Annotated in this window: 16 protein-coding genes; 7 read left to right on the forward strand and 9 right to left on the reverse strand. The window is 56.9% G+C overall.

All coding sequences use genetic code 11. The features are described 5' to 3' along the window. Window positions 1-18 precede the first annotated feature (18 nt). From yidZ to rpmH, 7 genes are all read right to left on the reverse strand, one after another. Entirely contained in the window at window positions 19-990 is a 972-nt protein-coding gene (gene yidZ, locus GXP72_RS00185; RefSeq protein WP_024907877.1) for an HTH-type transcriptional regulator YidZ, read from the reverse strand. Further along, window positions 959-2,134, reverse strand: a complete 1,176-nt coding sequence (locus GXP72_RS00190) for an MFS transporter (RefSeq protein ID WP_061716264.1) — start codon at window positions 2,132-2,134, stop codon at window positions 959-961. The genes yidZ and GXP72_RS00190 overlap by 32 nt, the downstream gene beginning before the upstream one ends. 111 nt (window positions 2,135-2,245) lie before the next feature. Continuing rightward, window positions 2,246-3,610, reverse strand: coding sequence for a tRNA uridine-5-carboxymethylaminomethyl(34) synthesis GTPase MnmE (mnmE, locus tag GXP72_RS00195; protein WP_208763369.1), 1,365 nt, complete (start codon window positions 3,608-3,610; stop codon window positions 2,246-2,248). 72 nt (window positions 3,611-3,682) lie between these two features. Continuing rightward, a complete protein-coding gene (yidC, locus tag GXP72_RS00200) occupies window positions 3,683-5,326 on the reverse strand; it encodes a membrane protein insertase YidC (protein ID WP_090420285.1) in 1,644 nt (547 codons plus the stop codon). Between the two features lie 2 nt (window positions 5,327-5,328). Next, window positions 5,329-5,586, reverse strand: coding sequence for a membrane protein insertion efficiency factor YidD (gene yidD / locus GXP72_RS00205; RefSeq protein WP_001307474.1), 258 nt, complete (start codon window positions 5,584-5,586; stop codon window positions 5,329-5,331). Further along, a complete protein-coding gene (gene rnpA, locus GXP72_RS00210; protein ID WP_032640303.1) occupies window positions 5,550-5,909 on the reverse strand; it encodes a ribonuclease P protein component in 360 nt (119 codons plus the stop codon). The genes yidD and rnpA overlap by 37 nt, the downstream gene beginning before the upstream one ends. 16 nt (window positions 5,910-5,925) lie before the next feature. Next, entirely contained in the window at window positions 5,926-6,066 is a 141-nt protein-coding gene (rpmH, locus tag GXP72_RS00215; protein ID WP_000831330.1) for a 50S ribosomal protein L34, read from the reverse strand. Between the two features lie 599 nt (window positions 6,067-6,665). On the opposite strand from rpmH, the gene dnaA reads away from it, so the two are divergent. Genes dnaA through gyrB form a run of 4 tightly spaced genes read left to right on the forward strand, consistent with a single transcriptional unit; the run spans window position 6,666 to window position 12,678 of the window. Next, on the forward strand, window positions 6,666-8,060 hold the full coding sequence (gene dnaA, locus GXP72_RS00220; protein ID WP_010426558.1) for a chromosomal replication initiator protein DnaA: 1,395 nt from the start codon (window positions 6,666-6,668) through the stop codon (window positions 8,058-8,060). A 4-nt stretch (window positions 8,061-8,064) separates the two neighbouring features. Continuing rightward, window positions 8,065-9,165, forward strand: coding sequence for a DNA polymerase III subunit beta (dnaN, locus tag GXP72_RS00225; protein ID WP_008500170.1), 1,101 nt, complete (start codon window positions 8,065-8,067; stop codon window positions 9,163-9,165). Further along, window positions 9,165-10,238, forward strand: a complete 1,074-nt coding sequence (recF, locus tag GXP72_RS00230; protein ID WP_032648574.1) for a DNA replication/repair protein RecF — start codon at window positions 9,165-9,167, stop codon at window positions 10,236-10,238. Before dnaN ends, recF begins: the two co-directional genes overlap by 1 nt. A 28-nt stretch (window positions 10,239-10,266) precedes the next feature. After that, window positions 10,267-12,678 (forward strand): DNA topoisomerase (ATP-hydrolyzing) subunit B, encoded by a 2,412-nt coding sequence (gene gyrB / locus GXP72_RS00235; protein ID WP_208763370.1) that lies wholly within the window; start codon window positions 10,267-10,269, stop codon window positions 12,676-12,678. A gap of 34 nt (window positions 12,679-12,712) precedes the next feature. On the opposite strand, the gene GXP72_RS00240 is transcribed toward gyrB, so the two are convergent. Beyond that, complete coding sequence (locus GXP72_RS00240; protein WP_032648572.1) at window positions 12,713-13,648, reverse strand: LysR family transcriptional regulator; 936 nt, start codon at window positions 13,646-13,648, stop codon at window positions 12,713-12,715. A 110-nt stretch (window positions 13,649-13,758) separates the two neighbouring features. Between GXP72_RS00240 and GXP72_RS00245 the strand changes: the two genes are divergently transcribed. The 3 genes from GXP72_RS00245 (at window position 13,759) to GXP72_RS00255 (ending at window position 16,991) form a co-directional block, all read left to right on the forward strand. Next, window positions 13,759-14,784, forward strand: coding sequence for an NAD(P)-dependent alcohol dehydrogenase (locus tag GXP72_RS00245; RefSeq protein WP_157188396.1), 1,026 nt, complete (start codon window positions 13,759-13,761; stop codon window positions 14,782-14,784). Window positions 14,785-14,898: 114 nt separating this feature from the next. Then, window positions 14,899-15,711, forward strand: coding sequence for a sugar-phosphatase (yidA, locus tag GXP72_RS00250; protein ID WP_032662059.1), 813 nt, complete (start codon window positions 14,899-14,901; stop codon window positions 15,709-15,711). Window positions 15,712-15,761: 50 nt separating this feature from the next. Continuing rightward, complete coding sequence (locus GXP72_RS00255; RefSeq protein WP_208763371.1) at window positions 15,762-16,991, forward strand: DUF3748 domain-containing protein; 1,230 nt, start codon at window positions 15,762-15,764, stop codon at window positions 16,989-16,991. Here GXP72_RS00255 and GXP72_RS00260 read toward each other — a convergent pair. After that, entirely contained in the window at window positions 16,988-17,320 is a 333-nt protein-coding gene (locus tag GXP72_RS00260; protein ID WP_024907391.1) for a YceK/YidQ family lipoprotein, read from the reverse strand. The two genes, GXP72_RS00255 and GXP72_RS00260, sit on opposite strands and share 4 nt — an antisense overlap. Window positions 17,321-17,566 lie beyond the last annotated feature (246 nt).

Genomic DNA, 17,566 nt, shown 5'->3' on the forward strand with positions numbered 1-17,566 from the left:
ACCGAACTTTACATTTTCTTAGGCAAAAATTGGATCGCTCGCACCGTACAGCGCCTTGATGGTCTCCCGCAGCCACAGGATTTTCGGATTATGACTGTTCCGTTTATGCCAGATCAGCGTGAAGGGAACGGTAAGCTTTTCAGCCTGCGCTTCATCAATGGGAATAGGAAGCGCGATCAGCTTCCGCTGGTGGAGTTCATTGTAGTGATGGCAGTAGTGCGGAGCCGTGGCGATATAGTTATGGTTGGGCTGCGCCGCCATAAACATCGCCTGTTCAAAGCCCGGCAGGCTCATGGCGATCGTGCGCTCGCGTCCCATCTCCTTTAGCACCTCATCAAGCGCCCAGGTGTCGCTGCGTTCCCAGAAGATGCTGATATGGGGATAGCGCAGGAAGGTCTCCAGATTCCACTCTTGCTGAAGCGCCGGATGATCCTCGCGCAGATAGACGCAGGGGCGATCGCTGAACAGAATTTCGTAGTCGATAAACCACGGCATCAGCTTAAGCAGTTCGCGGGATCGCGGATGCGTTTCACGCCCGGTGAAGCCCAAATCCACCTCGCCACGCGTAATCGCGTCCAGCGAGTCGTAATCCCACTGACGCATTTTCACCGTAGCCTGCGGATAGCGCTGGTTCACCTGCTCCAGCAGAGTATTGAAGCGGATCAGCATCAGCGGCGTTTCCGCGGCCAGCACGAACGTCAGCCCGCCCGGAGAATCATGGTGGAATTTATCGAGGATTTGGTTGCCGATTTGCATCCAGTCAGCCAGATCCTGCTCAAGACTTACCGTCAGTGGCGTCGGCAGCAGCCCTAGCGGTGTTTTGACAAACAGCGGGTCGTCAAACCAGTCGCGCAGCTTGGCCAGCGATTTGCTCACCGCCGACGGCGTCACGTTCATCCGCTTCGCCGCTTTGGTGACGCTGCGCTCCTGCAGCAAAAGCTGCAGGCACAGCAACAGGTTAAGATCGAGACTGCTGATGGGCTTCTTCATAGTGCGCCGCGGGCCGGATGACCATAAGTAAGGTAATGCACACTATGCTACAGCCAATCAGAACCCCGATCAGCATATTCAGCGCGTTAAGCCCGATGACCGCCGCCAGCCAAATCCACAGCGACGAGCCGCAGACCTGCGCGATCCCCAGCACCGAGCTTGCTACGCCTGCCCGCAGCGAGAAGGGGCCAAGCGCCTGGCTCATCGCCACGCCAAAGCCAACCGAGAACCCGGCGCAAATAAGGGTAATACCCACCAGCATCACTGCATGTGAGCTGGTGGTCGCCAGGATCGCGCCTGCCGTGAGGAATAAAACCTGTGAGGTCAGCATCAGCGTGCGCTGGCTGAAAACATTTAGCGCAAATGGGGTAGAGAACGAGACCGCCATACTGACCATCGCGGTTAATGCCATCACCGTTGAATACTCACCGCGATCGAAGCCCATGGTTTCCATCAGTAAAACCGGGGAAACGTTTACATAGGTCAGGATCACCGCCACGCTTAACGTGGTCACGGCCAGACGGCTGAGGAAAAAGCGGTTGAGAAGCTTCTCTGCCGGGTGAATGGTGGCAGTATGGCCGGTATTCTGCGAGCCCGGGTGGGTCTCTTTCAGCACGGCGATGGATAAGGTAAACACCAGCGCGCCCATGGCCGCCATGGTCCAGAACAGGCTCTGCCACGGGAATTTCAGCATGATCAGATATCCCACGACCGGGGCCAGCACCGGGATGATGCAGGTAATACCGTTCAGCATCGAGAGTACCTTAGCGCGACGCTGGGCGCTTAGGGTGTCGCGCAAAATGGCAAACGCCACCACGTAGCAACCGCCAGCGCCAATACCCTGGATAAACCGTCCGGTCAGGAACACGGTGCTGTTCTGCGCCTGCGAGCAGAGAAGAGAAGCCAGGGCAAAAATGATGGCGCCGGTTATCGCGACAGGCTGACGGCCTGCCTTATCCGCTATCTTCCCGGCAAAGACCATCGACGACGCCATCCCGGCGAGGTAGGCCGAAAACGCGATGTGCAGCTGCGCCTCGCTGGCACCCAGATCGCGGGCGATGTGCGGTAACCCCACCAGATACATATCAATACCAGACGGATAAAGCAGAACTAATGCGAAACTACAAAACAGAAAACGCGCCATAAACCCCCCATAGATGCAGGCATGCAGGATAGGGGGTGAAAAGGGATTAGGCGAGTTGCCATTTGGACAATGGTGATTTCCCGGGAGGAAATCACCATTAATTAGCGGGCATTACTTACCAATACAGAAGCTCGAGAAGATCCTTCCCAGCAGATCGTCCGACGTAAACTCCCCGGTGATCTCGCTCAGATTCTGCTGCGCCAGGCGCAGCTCTTCCGCCAGCAGTTCACCCGCCCACGCGCCGATCAGCTGTGCTTTACCCTGAACAAGGTGATTTGCCGCCTCTTCCAGCGCCTGCAGGTGACGACGACGCGCCAGGAAGCCGCCTTCCATGCTGGTGTCAAAGCCCATGCTCTGCTTGAGATGGTTACGCAGGTCGTCAACGCCTTCACCGGTCCGCGCCGACAGGCGAATCAGTGAGTGACCATTCACATCGCTGATGCCGAGCGTTTCGCCGGTCACGTCCGCTTTGTTACGCACCACGGTGATTGGCAGTTTCGCCGGCAGACGGGCGATAAAGTCTGGCCAGATCTCAGCCGGGTCAACGGCGTCGGTGGTGGTGCCGTCCACCATAAACAGCACGCGGTCGGCCTGCTCGATCTCCTGCCAGGCGCGTTCGATACCGATGCGCTCCACTTCGTCGCTGGCATCGCGCAGGCCCGCTGTGTCGATAATATGCAGCGGCATCCCGTCGATGTGGATATGCTCGCGCAGCACGTCGCGGGTGGTCCCGGCAATGTCGGTCACGATCGCCGCTTCACGGCCCGCCAGGGCATTCAGCAGGCTCGATTTCCCGGCGTTAGGGCGTCCGGCAATCACCACCTTCATCCCTTCGCGCAGCAGGCTGCCCTGGCGCGCTTCGGCACGGACGGCGTCGAGATTGGCCATCACCTGGTTGAGCTGGGCTTCGATTTTGCCGTCAGAGAGGAAGTCGATCTCCTCATCCGGGAAGTCGATAGCCGCTTCCACGTAGATGCGCAGGTGAGTAAGTGCTTCCACAAGGTGATTCACACGCGCGGAGAATGCCCCCTGCAGCGAGTTCAGGGCGGAGCGGGCCGCCTGTTCAGAGCTGGCGTCGATCAGGTCAGCAATCGCCTCCGCCTGCGCCAGGTCGAGCTTGTCGTTGAGGAAGGCACGCTCGGAGAACTCGCCCGGCTTCGCAATGCGCAGGCCAGGCAGGGTCAGGATACGTTTTAACAGCAGGTCGAGGATAACCGGGCCGCCGTGGCCCTGAAGCTCCAGCACGTCTTCACCGGTAAAAGAGTTCGGGCCGGGGAACCACAGCGCAATGCCCTGGTCCAGCGGCGTGCCGTCGGTGTCCTTAAACGGCAGGTAATCAGCGTAGCGCGGCTTTGGCAGTTTACCCAGCACCGCTTCGGCCACCTCGCGCGCCTTCAGGCCGGAGATACGCAGAATGCCTACACCACCGCGTCCCGGTGGGGTTGCCTGGGCGACGATAGTGTCGTTATGGCTCATGGTTGCTCTCGTTCAATACAAATAAAAAAGGCGGTCAATCGACCGCCCTTATTTTAGCGTTAACTTACCGAATCAGGACTTTTTCTTTTCGCGGCTATGCAGGCCACGTTTTTCCAGACCACGGTAAATCAGCTGCTGCTGGATGATGGTCACCAGGTTGCTGACGATATAGTACAGCACCAGACCTGACGGGAACCACAGGAAGAACACGGTGAAGATGACCGGCATAAAGGTCATGATCTTCTGCTGCATCGGGTCGGTCACGGTGGTCGGCGACATCTTCTGGATGAAGAACATCGTCACGCCCATCAGGATCGGCAGGATGTAGTACGGGTCCTGTGCGGACAGGTCATGGATCCACAGGGCGAACGGCGCGTGGCGCAGCTCAACGGAACCCATCAGCATGTAGTACAGCGCAAGGAAGATTGGCATCTGAATCAGCAGCGGGAAGCAACCACCCAGTGGGTTCACTTTCTCTGCTTTGTACAGGGCCATCATCTCCTGGCTCTGACGCTGTTTGTCATCGCCCAGACGCTCACGCATTGCCTGAATCTTCGGCTGCAGCATGCGCATCTTCGCCATGGAGGTGTACTGCGCTTTGGTCAGCGGGTACATGATGCCACGAACGATGAAGGTGATAACGATGATGGAGAAGCCCCAGTTACCCAGGAAGCTGTGGATGAACTTCAGCAGCTTAAACAGCGGCTGAGAGATGAACCACAACCAACCGTAATCTACGGTCAGATCCAGGTGCGGCGCGACAGCGGCCATTTTGTCCTGAATTTCCGGGCCGACCCACAGGGTGCTTGCCAGCTTACCGGTTTGACCCGGCTGTACCAGAACCGGCTGAGATTTGTAGCCGATGGCTGCAAGACCGTTACCCAGGTTCGCGGTATAGAAGTTGTTGGTACCGTCGTTATTTGGCACCCACGCAGTGGCGAAATACTGCTGCAGCATTGCCACCCAACCGCCTTTAGCGCTGACGTTCAGGTTTTCGTTATCGGCAATGGTGTCGAATTTGTATTTCTCATACTTCGCGTCTGGCGTGGAGTACGCCGCGCCACGGAAGGTATGCAGCGCAAAGTTGCTGCTTCCGGTGTCACGGTGAGACGGCAGATTGATGGACTGCTTCAGCTGGCCAAAGGTCGACAGCTCCAGCGGTTTCGCACTGGCGTTCTGTACGCTGTAGCCCACGTTCACCGCATACTCACCGCGTTTCAGGGTGAAGGTTTTGGTGAAGGTGTTGCCTGCGGCGTCGGTGTACGTCATCGGGATCGCGAGTTCGTTCTGACCATCAGCCAGCACAAAGGTGTCGTTCTCGACGGTATACAGTGGACGCGCACCGTTAGCCGGGTTATCCGGGCCGTCACGACCGGTCAGGCCGCTCTGCGCCTGGTAGATGAACTCAGGCGTGGTTTCCAGTAACTGGAACGGTTCGTTAGACTTCAGCTCTTTCGGGTAGGTTAACAGCAGCGCCTGCTCAACATCACCACCACGGGTGTTGATAGTCAGCTCAAGCACATCGGTCTTAACCGTAATCTGTTTCCCCTGGCCACTGGCCGGTACGCCCTGGTCGGCGGCGCTACCCGCTGCGGTGGTCGTAGTCTGCGTGGTCTGCTGCTGGGGTTGAGGATTTTTATCCTGCTCCCATGCCTGCCAGATCATGAAAGACACGAACAACAAAGCGATGATAAGAAGATTGCGTTGCGAATCCATCGTTAGTGTTCTCTGGTATCAAAGGGTCCTGGGGGGACGGGGTCGTCTCCACCTGGGTGTAAAGGGTGGCATTTTAATACGCGTTTCACCGTCAACCAACTGCCTTTTATCACTCCAAACCTGCGCAATGCCTCAATTCCGTAGCTTGAGCATGTAGGTGTGAAACGGCAGTGCGGCCCGAGTAGCGGACTAATCAGGCGTTGATAGACCCGAATGAGGGCTATCAGGACCCGTGAGCCAGGCGACAGTGGCGGCGCCATAATTTTTCCAACGCTTCCGAGAGAGCACGGTTATCGAGGTCGGCAACCCCTTTCTTCGCCACCACCACGAAATCCATTGAAGGCAGTTCGTGCTGACGTAAACGGAAGCTTTCACGCGTCAGACGTTTAATCCGATTGCGTTCATGCGCACGCTTAACATTTTTCTTGGCGACTGTGAGACCGATGCGGGGATGCCCCAGCGAATTTTGGCGGCCGAGGATGGTGATTTGCGGCGTGCCAGCCCGTAGTGGCTGCTGGAAGACGAAAGTGAAATGAGCGGGAGTTAACAAACGTAACTCCCTGGGAAATGCTAGCTTAACCACTCAGGGGTTAGCTTTATTACTTGGAAACGGTCAGACGAGCGCGGCCTTTAGCACGACGACGTGCCAGAACCTGACGACCATTTTTAGTAGCCATACGAGCACGGAAGCCGTGAGAACGGTTGCGCTTCAGTACAGACGGTTGAAAAGTGCGTTTCATGGCGATTTCTACCTAAACTTGAATAAATTCACTGACTTTTGCGTATACCCGAACGAGTTTCGAACGACTAACGCCTCAGCGTGGGTGATTAAAGAGGCCGGATTGTAATAATTGTACACTCCGGAGTCAATTCTCTTTCCTTATTTCCCGCGTATTTCCGCACGTTTTCGCGTGGAAAATGAGCAACGGACGACGCAGGAAGATGAGCATCACGCGCCGGGTCGAGGATTATACGGGCTCAACGATAAAGCGCAAGGATCGTCCCGGATCTTCGTTAGATCATTTAAGCAAAAAATTGTCTGTACTCATTAATTTTTCCAATATGCGGACTAAATCGTGGGGCACTCCCGTCAGGATCGTTTACACTTACCCGGTTTCGGATCTTCCTGTGGATAAATCGGGAAGAATCTGTGAGAAACAGAAGATCTCTGGCTCAGTTTAGGCTATGATCCGCGGTCCCGATCGGGATCCCAGGATCCTGGTCAGGATAAATTGCAGATAGCAATTCGCACGTCCCCCTTTACACAGGGTCATGTCGATGTGCGCCAACAATCATGAATATTCAATAGTTTTCTTTTATTGTTCGAGTGGAGTCCGCCGTGTCACTTTCGCTTTGGCAGCAGTGTCTTGCCCGATTGCAGGATGAGTTACCAGCCACAGAATTCAGTATGTGGATCCGCCCGTTGCAGGCGGAACTGAGCGATAACACGCTGGCTTTGTATGCGCCAAACCGTTTTGTGCTCGATTGGGTAAGGGACAAGTACCTTAATAACATCAATGGACTGCTGAACGATTTCTGCGGGTCAGATGCCCCACAGCTGCGCTTTGAAGTGGGTACAAAGCCGGTCACCCAAACCGTTCGTGAAACCGTGAACGTCGCAGCGCCTGCTCAGGCCGCTCCTGCTCCGGCCCCTCGCGTCGCCCCCGCTCGTCAGGGCTGGGATAATGTTCCCGCACCGGCTGAGCCAACCTACCGCTCTAACGTTAACGTGAAACACACGTTCGATAACTTCGTTGAAGGTAAGTCGAACCAGCTGGCGCGCGCGGCGGCTCGCCAGGTTGCTGATAACCCCGGTGGAGCCTACAACCCGCTGTTCCTTTATGGCGGCACGGGTCTGGGTAAAACGCACCTGCTGCATGCGGTGGGCAACGGCATTATGGCGCGCAAGCCCAATGCCAAAGTGGTGTATATGCACTCCGAGCGCTTCGTTCAGGACATGGTAAAAGCCCTGCAAAACAATGCGATCGAAGAGTTTAAACGCTACTATCGGTCTGTTGACGCGCTGCTGATCGATGACATTCAGTTCTTTGCCAATAAAGAACGATCGCAGGAAGAATTTTTCCACACCTTCAATGCCCTGCTGGAAGGTAATCAGCAGATCATTTTGACCTCGGATCGCTATCCAAAAGAGATCAACGGCGTTGAAGATCGTCTGAAATCCCGCTTCGGCTGGGGCCTGACCGTGGCGATCGAGCCACCGGAGCTGGAAACCCGCGTCGCGATCCTGATGAAGAAAGCCGATGAAAACGACATTCGCCTGCCGGGCGAAGTGGCGTTCTTCATTGCCAAGCGTCTGCGCTCCAACGTGCGTGAGCTGGAGGGGGCACTGAACCGCGTTATCGCCAATGCCAACTTCACCGGTCGTGCGATCACCATCGATTTTGTGCGTGAAGCGCTGCGCGATTTGCTGGCATTGCAGGAAAAACTGGTCACTATCGACAATATTCAAAAGACGGTGGCTGAGTACTACAAGATCAAAGTGGCAGATTTACTGTCTAAACGTCGTTCCCGCTCGGTGGCGCGTCCGCGTCAGATGGCGATGGCGCTGGCAAAGGAGTTAACCAACCACAGTCTGCCGGAAATCGGGGACGCGTTTGGTGGCCGTGACCATACGACCGTGTTGCACGCTTGTCGCAAGATTGAGCAGTTACGCGAAGAAAGCCACGACATAAAAGAAGATTTTTCCAATCTAATCAGAACATTATCATCGTGACGCTATGAAATTTACCGTTGAACGTGAACATTTATTAAAACCGCTGCAACAGGTGAGTGGCCCATTAGGTGGCCGCCCAACGCTGCCTATTCTCGGAAACCTGCTGCTTCAGGTCGCGGACGGTACGCTGTCGCTGACCGGTACAGATCTGGAAATGGAAATGATCGCGCGCGTTACGCTGACGCAGCCGCACGACGCGGGCGCGACCACGGTTCCGGCACGTAAATTCTTTGATATCTGCCGCGGGCTGCCGGAAGGCGCTGAAATCGCCGTGCAGCTGGAAGGCGACCGTATGCTGGTGCGCTCTGGCCGCAGCCGTTTCTCGCTCTCCACGCTGCCTGCTGCGGACTTCCCGAACCTGGACGACTGGCAGAGCGAAGTGGAATTCACCCTGCCACAGGCGACGATGAAGCGTCTGATTGAAGCCACGCAGTTCTCCATGGCGCATCAGGACGTTCGTTACTACTTAAACGGCATGCTGTTCGAAACCGAAGGTGAAGAGCTGCGTACCGTGGCCACCGACGGCCACCGTCTGGCGGTCTGTTCTATGCCGATTGGCGATTCATTGCCAAACCATTCGGTGATCGTGCCGCGTAAAGGGGTGATTGAGCTGATGCGTATGCTCGACGGTGGCGACACGCCGCTGCGCGTGCAGATCGGCAGCAATAACATCCGCGCCCACGTGGGCGATTTTGTCTTCACATCGAAGCTGGTTGACGGTCGTTTCCCGGATTATCGCCGCGTATTGCCGAAGAACCCGGACAAAACGCTGGAAGCAGGCTGCGACAGCCTCAAGCAGGCCTTTGCCCGTGCCGCGATCCTCTCTAACGAGAAATTCCGCGGCGTGCGCCTGTATGTGAGTGAAAACCAGATCAAAATCACCGCTAACAACCCGGAGCAGGAAGAGGCAGAAGAGATTCTGGACGTCACCTACGCCGGGGCTGAGATGGAAATCGGCTTCAACGTCAGCTACGTGCTGGATGTGCTGAACGCGCTGAAATGCGAGAACGTGCGCATCCTGCTGACCGACTCCGTTTCGAGCGTACAGATTGAAGATGCCGCATCACAGTCGGCTGCCTATGTTGTCATGCCAATGAGACTGTAATGTCGCTCACCCGTCTGTTGATCCGCGACTTTCGCAATATCGAAAGCGCGGATCTCGCTTTATCCCCTGGCTTTAACTTCCTGGTTGGCGCGAACGGCAGCGGCAAAACCAGCGTGCTGGAGGCCATCTATACGCTCGGCCACGGCCGGGCGTTTCGCAGTTTGCAGATTGGTCGCGTCATCCGCCACGAACAGGAATCTTTTGTTCTGCACGGGCGTTTGCAGGGGGCGGAGCGGGAGACCGCCATCGGCCTGACCAAAGACAAGCAGGGCGACAGTAAGGTGCGCATCGACGGTACCGACGGCCACAAGGTGGCGGAGCTGGCGCTGCTGATGCCAATGCAGCTGATAACGCCGGAAGGGTTTACTTTACTCAACGGTGGCCCCAAATACAGAAGAGCGTTCCTCGACTGGGGATGCTTTCACAACGAAGCCGGATTTTTTAACGCCTGGAGCAACCTGAAGCGTCTGCTCAAGCAGCGTAACGCCGCGCTGCGCCAGGTGACACGCTACGCTCAGCTGCGTCCGTGGGACATGGAGTTAATTCCTCTTGCGGAACAGATCAGCCGCTGGCGTGCCGAATACAGCGCAGGTATCGCCGAAGACATGGCCGACACCTGCAAACAGTTTTTACCCGAATTCTCTCTCACCTTCTCCTTCCAGCGCGGCTGGGAGAAAGAGACGGATTATGCCGAGGTGTTAGAGAGAAACTTCGAGCGCGACCGCATGTTGACCTACACCGCGCACGGCCCGCACAAGGCGGATTTCCGCATTCGTGCCGACGGCGCGCCGGTGGAAGACACGCTGTCGCGCGGGCAGCTCAAGCTCCTGATGTGTGCGCTACGCCTGGCACAGGGGGAGTTTCTCACCCGCGAGAGCGGGCGGCGCTGCCTGTACCTGATAGATGATTTTGCCTCGGAACTTGACGACGCGCGGCGCGGGCTGCTTGCCAGCCGCTTAAAAGCCACGCAGTCGCAGGTTTTCGTCAGCGCGATAAGCGCTGAACACGTTATAGACATGTCGGACGAAAATTCGAAGATGTTTACCGTGGAAAAGGGTAAAATAACGGATTAACCCAAGTTGAAATGAGCGAGAAACGTTGATGTCGAATTCTTATGACTCCTCCAGTATCAAAGTCCTGAAAGGGCTGGATGCGGTGCGTAAGCGCCCGGGTATGTATATCGGCGACACGGATGACGGCACCGGTCTGCACCACATGGTATTCGAGGTGGTAGATAACGCTATCGACGAAGCGCTCGCGGGTCACTGTAAAGACATCGTGGTCACCATCCATGCGGATAACTCTGTCTCCGTCACCGATGACGGTCGTGGCATCCCAACCGGTATTCACCCTGAAGAGGGCGTCTCTGCGGCGGAAGTGATCATGACCGTCCTGCACGCAGGCGGTAAGTTCGACGATAACTCCTATAAAGTTTCCGGCGGCCTGCACGGCGTAGGTGTTTCGGTAGTAAACGCCCTGTCGCAGAAGCTGGAGCTGGTTATCCAGCGCGAAGGCAAAATCCACCGTCAGCTCTATACGCACGGCGTGCCGCAGGCACCGCTGGCCGTTACGGGCGACACCGACAAAACCGGTACCATGGTGCGTTTCTGGCCGAGCCTCGAAACCTTCACCAACGTCACCGAGTTCGAGTACGACATCCTGGCGAAACGCCTGCGTGAACTGTCGTTCCTGAACTCCGGCGTCTCGATTCGCCTGCGCGACAAGCGTGACAACAAAGAAGACCACTTCCACTACGAAGGCGGTATCAAGGCGTTCGTTGAGTATCTGAACAAGAACAAAACGCCTATTCACCCGAATATCTTCTACTTCTCCACCGAAAAAGACGGTATCGGCGTGGAAGTGGCGCTGCAGTGGAACGACGGTTTCCAGGAAAACATCTACTGCTTCACCAACAACATTCCACAGCGTGACGGTGGTACTCACCTTGCAGGCTTCCGTGCGGCGATGACCCGTACCCTGAACGCCTACATGGACAAAGAAGGCTACAGCAAGAAAGCGAAAGTCAGCGCCACCGGTGACGATGCCCGTGAAGGCCTGATTGCCGTTGTCTCCGTGAAGGTGCCGGATCCGAAGTTCTCCTCACAGACCAAAGACAAGCTGGTCTCTTCTGAGGTGAAATCGGCGGTTGAGCAGCAGATGAACGAACTGCTGAGCGAATACCTGCTGGAAAACCCGTCCGACGCGAAAATCGTGGTGGGCAAAATTATCGATGCGGCGCGTGCCCGTGAAGCGGCGCGTAAAGCCCGTGAAATGACCCGTCGTAAAGGCGCGCTGGACTTAGCCGGCCTGCCGGGCAAGCTGGCTGACTGCCAGGAACGCGACCCGGCGCTGTCCGAACTGTACCTCGTGGAAGGGGACTCCGCGGGCGGCTCTGCGAAGCAGGGCCGTAACCGTAAGAACCAGGCTATCCTGCCGTTGAAGGGTAAAATCCTCAACGTTGAGAAAGCCCGTTTCGACAAGATGCTCTCTTCTCAGGAAGTGGCGACGCTCATCACCGCGCTGGGCTGCGGCATTGGCCGTGACGAGTACAACCCGGACAAACTGCGCTACCACAGCATCATCATCATGACCGATGCGGACGTCGACGGCTCGCACATTCGTACGCTGCTGTTGACCTTCTTCTATCGTCAGATGCCTGAAATCGTTGAACGTGGCCACGTCTACATTGCCCAGCCGCCGCTGTACAAAGTGAAGAAAGGCAAGCAGGAACAGTACATCAAAGACGACGAAGCGATGGATCAGTACCAAATCGCAATCGCGCTTGATGGCGCGACCCTGCACGCGAACTCGCACGCCCCTGCACTGGCCGGTGAGCCGCTGGAGCGTCTGGTGTCCGAGTTCAACGCCACGCAGAAAATGATCACGCGTATGGAACGCCGTTATCCGAAAACGCTGCTGAAGGAGCTGGTTTATCAGCCAACTCTGACCGAAGCCGATCTGAGCGACGAGCAGACCGTGACCCGCTGGGTGAACGCTCTGGTGACCGATCTGAACGAGAAAGAGCAGCACGGCAGCCAGTGGAAATGCGATGTTCAGCAGAACGCCGATAAGCAGTTCGAGCCTATTATTCGCGTGCGCACCCACGGCGTTGATACCGACTACCCGCTGGAGCACGAGTTTGTCACCGGTCCGGAATACCGTCGCATCTGCACCCTTGGCGAGACGCTGCGCGGGCTGATCGAAGACGATGCGTTCATCGAACGTGGCGAACGTCGTCAGCCGGTAGCCAGCTTCGAGCAGGCGCTGGACTGGCTGGTGAAAGAGTCCCGTCGTGGCCTCGCGATCCAGCGCTATAAAGGTCTGGGCGAAATGAACCCGGAGCAGCTGTGGGAAACCACCATGGATCCGGAAAGCCGCCGCATGCTGCGCGTTACCGTTAAAGACGCGATTGCTGCAGACCAGCTGTTCACGACCCTGATGGGTGATGCGGTTGAACCACGTCGTGCCTTCATCGAAGAGAACGCCCTGAAAGCGGCAAATATCGATATTTAATCGGTTTGAAACCGCACGATAACTGGCCGCGCTTTTAGCGCGGCTTTTTTATGGGCGCAGGCATATCCAGCGACATTGCGGACGGTAAACGGCTCGCCAGCGTATCTATCGCCATTCTTACCCTCAGCGGCAGATGCGGCGTCTGCTGCCACACCGCATGAACGTCGAAATGCACGTCCGGTGCCTGCTTCAGGAGCGGGACGAGTTTACCCTGGTGAATATCTTTAACGACCATCCAGCAGGGCAGCCATGCAATGCCGTGTCCGGCCAGCGCAGCGTCGCAGATCGCCTGCAAATCATCCATATTAAGTGATGACCGGGGAGTAAAGGTGTGAGACGTTCCTTCGTTATCCATCAGCTGCCAGGACAGCACTCTGCCTGCGCGCAGATAGTTAATCGCCGTATGCTGGGGTAAATCAGCCACGCTTTGCGGCTGGCCTTTCTTCTGCAGATAATCCGGCGCGGCGCATAGCACCATGCGGTGTTCTCCCAGCCTTCTGGCGACCAGCACGCTGCTGTCCTGAAGCGTGCCGTTACGCACCGCCATATCAAACCCTTCCTCGACGAGATCCACTACCCGGTCGCTGAATGACATTTCCAGTTCAAGCCCGGGGTGTTCCTGCGCCAGCGCTATCAGCAGCGGGGCGACACACTGGCGACCAAACAGCACCGGCATGGCAACGCGCAGGCGGCCACTGACCTGCTGTTTCCCTGTTTCAAGCAGCGATTCCGCGCCCCGAATCTCCTCCAGCGCGCGCAGGCAGCGTTCATAAAAAAGAGCGCCGTTATCGGTCAGCCTCTGGCTACGGGTGGTGCGGTGAAAAAGACGTACCCCCAGCCGCTCTTCAAGGCGAGCGATGCTTTTCCCTACCGCCGAGCGTGACAAATGCAGGCGAATTGCGGCCTGAGCGAAACTTCCCGCCTCAACGGCGGCCACAAAAACAGGAATATCCTTCAGCGTATCGGTCATGGATTGTATCGATTATGGCGTCAATAAAGAGAAAACTTATCGCCACTGGTGACCTTTAGTCAACGGTAGACTGTCAGGACTAAAGCTCATCTGATGGCAGGAGAAATAAAATGACAGAGACAATGCAACGCTGGTCCATGGACGCCCTCGGGCGCGAGAACCTCAAGCTGACTCAGGCACCCGTTCCACAGCCCGGCCCGGGTGAAGTGCGCGTACGGGTGAAGGCCGTTGCGCTCAACTATCGCGATAAAATGGTTGTTGAAGGCACAATGCCAATCCCACTTTCCTTCCCGTTTACCCCGGCGTCTGACATGGCGGGCGTCGTAGACAGCGTGGGTGAAGGCGTCACGCGCTTCCAGCCCGGCGCTCGCGTTATCTCAACCTTCTTCCCGGAGTGGATCGACGGTAAACCGCAGGCGGACGCGCGCAATTTGCCCTATAAAACGTCCGGTGGATACTTCCAGGGGATGCTGGCCGAGTATGTGATTGTGAAGGAAGACGCGCTGGTGGCCTCCCCGGAGACCCTGGATGACGCCGAGGCCAGCACCTTACCCTGCGCAGGGCTTACCGCCTGGTTTGCGCTGGTGGAACGCGGACAGCTGCGCGCCGGGCAATCGGTGCTGGTGCAGGGCACGGGCGGGGTGGCGATTTTCGCCCTGCAAATTGCAAAAGCGCACGGCGCAGAGGTATTTGTCACGTCCGGGAGCGATGAAAAGCTGGCGCTGGCCAAAAAACTGGGGGCCAGCCAGGGCATCAACCGCCTGAAAGGCGACTGGGCTGAAAATACGCTGGCGCTCACGCAGGATCGCGGCATCGACCATATTATTGAAACCGTGGGGGGCGAGAACCTGAAGCACTCCCTGCGCGCCGTTGCCGTTCACGGACGTATCTCCGTTATTGGCGTGCTGGCCGGGACGGAGATTACCCTCTCTGCTGGCGAGCTGTTGCTGAAATCCCCCGTCATTCAGGGGATCGGCGTGGGACACCGCCGGGCGCTGGAAGATTTCGTCCGCGCTGTTGACGTCACCGGACTGAAACCCGTGATTGAGCATCGCTACCGTTTTAACGAGCTTGAACAGGCGTTTGAACATCTCGATCGCGGCGCGTTCGGTAAAATCGTTCTCACCCGCGAGTAGGTCTTTGTTCCCCGGGATAAGCGTAAAAGGGGGCTTTTGTTGCGCAATGTAGCTCTATTTTTGTGTGCTTAATCGCGTTAGCATGAGGCAGCACTCATTTATCCCGGGGAACTCATGGCTATCAAACTTATTGCAATCGATATGGACGGCACGCTGTTGCTGCCAGACCACACTATCTCTCCAGCCGTTAAGAACGCGATCGCTGCGGCACGCGCAAAGGGCGTGAATGTGGTCCTGACCACGGGGCGTCCGTATGCGGGCGTGCACAGCTACCTGAAAGAGCTGCACATGAATCAGCCTGGCGACTACTGCATCACCTATAACGGTGCGCTGGTGCAGAAAGCCGCGGATGGCAGTACGGTTGCGCAAACCGCGCTGAGCTACGATGACTATCTGTTCCTGGAAAAACTGTCCCGGGAAGTGGGGTCCCACTTCCACGCCCTCGATCGCAATACGCTTTACACCGCCAACCGTGATATAAGCTACTACACGGTGCATGAATCCTACGTTGCGACCATTCCGCTGGTGTTCTGTGAAGCGGAGAAAATGGACCCTGCCACCCAGTTCCTGAAAGTGATGATGATCGACGAGCCGGAGATCCTGGATAAAGCGATTGCACGCATTCCGGCCGAGGTGAAAGAGAAATACACCGTGCTGAAAAGTGCGCCGTACTTCCTCGAAATTCTCGATAAACGCGTCAACAAAGGCACCGGCGTGAAATCACTGGCCGATGCGCTGGGGATTAAACAGGAAGAGATCATGGCGCTGGGCGACCAGGAAAACGACATCGCGATGATTGAATTCGCGGGCATGGGCGTGGCGATGGATAACGCCATTCCGTCGGTGAAAGAAGTGGCCAACTTCGTGACCAAATCCAACCTGGAAGACGGCGTGGCTTACGCCATTGAGAAGTTTGTGCTGAACTAAAAACCCGCTTGCGATACCCTGATGCGATAACTGCGCATCAGGGTATCCTCATGAAACAAATCACCTTCGCTTCCCGCAACCACCAGCTGACCAACATCAATACCTGGACGCCGGACAGCCAGTGGCTGGTCTATGACGTGCGCCCGTCCGGTGCATCGTTCACCGGTGAAACCATCGAGCGGGTCAATGTCGCTACGGGCGAGGTCGACGTGGTTTATCGCGCCACCGATGGCGCGCACGTTGGCGTGGTGACCGTTCATCCCGCGCAGGAGAAATACGTCTTTATCCACGGCCCGAGAAACCCGGATGCAGACTGGCACTACGATTTTCATCATCGTCAGGGGGTGATCGCGCAAAACGGTCAGGTGAGCAACCTGGACGCGATGGATATCACTTCGCCGTACACCCCTGGGGCGCTGCGCGGCGGCAGCCACGTCCATGTCTTCAGCCCGAACGGCCAGCTCGTCAGCTTTACCTATAACGACCACGTGCTGCACGTGCGCGATCCTAAACGTGATTTACGCAACGTCGGCGTGGCTGCGCCTTACGGCCCTGTGAACCCGCAGGGGAACCATCCCCGTGAGTATCCGGGAACCTTCTGGAGCGTGCTGGTCAGCCGCACGACGCCCAACCCGCAGCCGGGCAGCGACGAGATTAACCGCGCCTATGAAGAGGGCTGGGTGGGCAACACCAGGCTGGCGTTTATCGGCGATACCCTCTCTGCGCAGGGCGAAAAAGTCCCGGAACTGTTTATCGTCGACCTGCCAGAGGATGAGCAGAGCTGGAAACGCGCGGGCGATGCGCCGCTGCAGGGCACCGAAGAGACCCTGCCAGCTCCGCCTGCTGGGGTGAAGCAGCGTCGTCTGACCTTTACGCATCAGAGAGCCTATCCGGGCCTGGTGAACGTGCCGCGCCACTGGGTTCGCAGCAACCCGCAGGGGACGCAGATCGCGTTTCTGATGCGCGACGATAACGGCATTGTGCAGCTGTGGCTGATCTCGCCTGAGGGCGGCGAGCCGCGCCAGCTGACGCAGACCGCGAGCGGTATTCAGTCTGCGTTTAACTGGCATCCGGCGGGTGACCGACTGGGATTTGTGCTCGAAAACCGGATCGCCTGCTGCGACGCGCAGACCGGAGAGGTGACGTTTTTGACGTCCGATCACGGCAATCCGCCGTCTGCTGATGCCGTCGTGTTTTCTCCGGACGGGCGCTTTATCGCGTGGATGGAAGAGACAGGGGGTTTCCGTCAACTTTGGTTAACGGAAACCGCGCAGAACTAGCGTGGAGGCATCTCTGCGGGCGGGATAACGGCGTTTGTCGCCAGATTCTCCTGCTCGCTTTTTTCTACCCGTGAGCGCACGGAGTTGTCCTTACGAAACATATCCCACGGTAGCAAAAGCGTATCCGCCACAGCCGTAAACGGCATATCCAGGATAACCAGGGATTTGGTGCCCCAGTTTGTATCGTCATCGGAGATCATCGCCGCGCTGGCGCGCGTCCCCGGATATGTTCCTTCTTTACCGCCGGTGTGAGACATCACGCTCGAACACCCGCAAAGTAAAACTACCCCGCTGAACGTCGTCAGCTTTATCAGAACATTTTTCATCATCACTCAGTCATCGTTAATGGCACTGCATAGACCTGCAACTCAGGGTTATAACGAGCCTTAACCAAAATGGATAGCCCGATAACCCCGCACTGTGGCAGCCATCGCAATTTAACCCTTTGTGCTGTTGTCCCAGTCTAAGCGAGATGCAGGAAAGTGCAAAAAAAAGTGCAGTCGTCGCGCTTGAAAAGCCCGGTTGTAGACCCATTTTAAGAATACGACCCGATAACGAACTCGCCTGATGGGTGT

The organism is Enterobacter sp. SES19, from assembly GCF_011765665.1.
In the GTDB taxonomy this organism is placed as follows: domain Bacteria; phylum Pseudomonadota; class Gammaproteobacteria; order Enterobacterales; family Enterobacteriaceae; genus Enterobacter; species Enterobacter pseudoroggenkampii.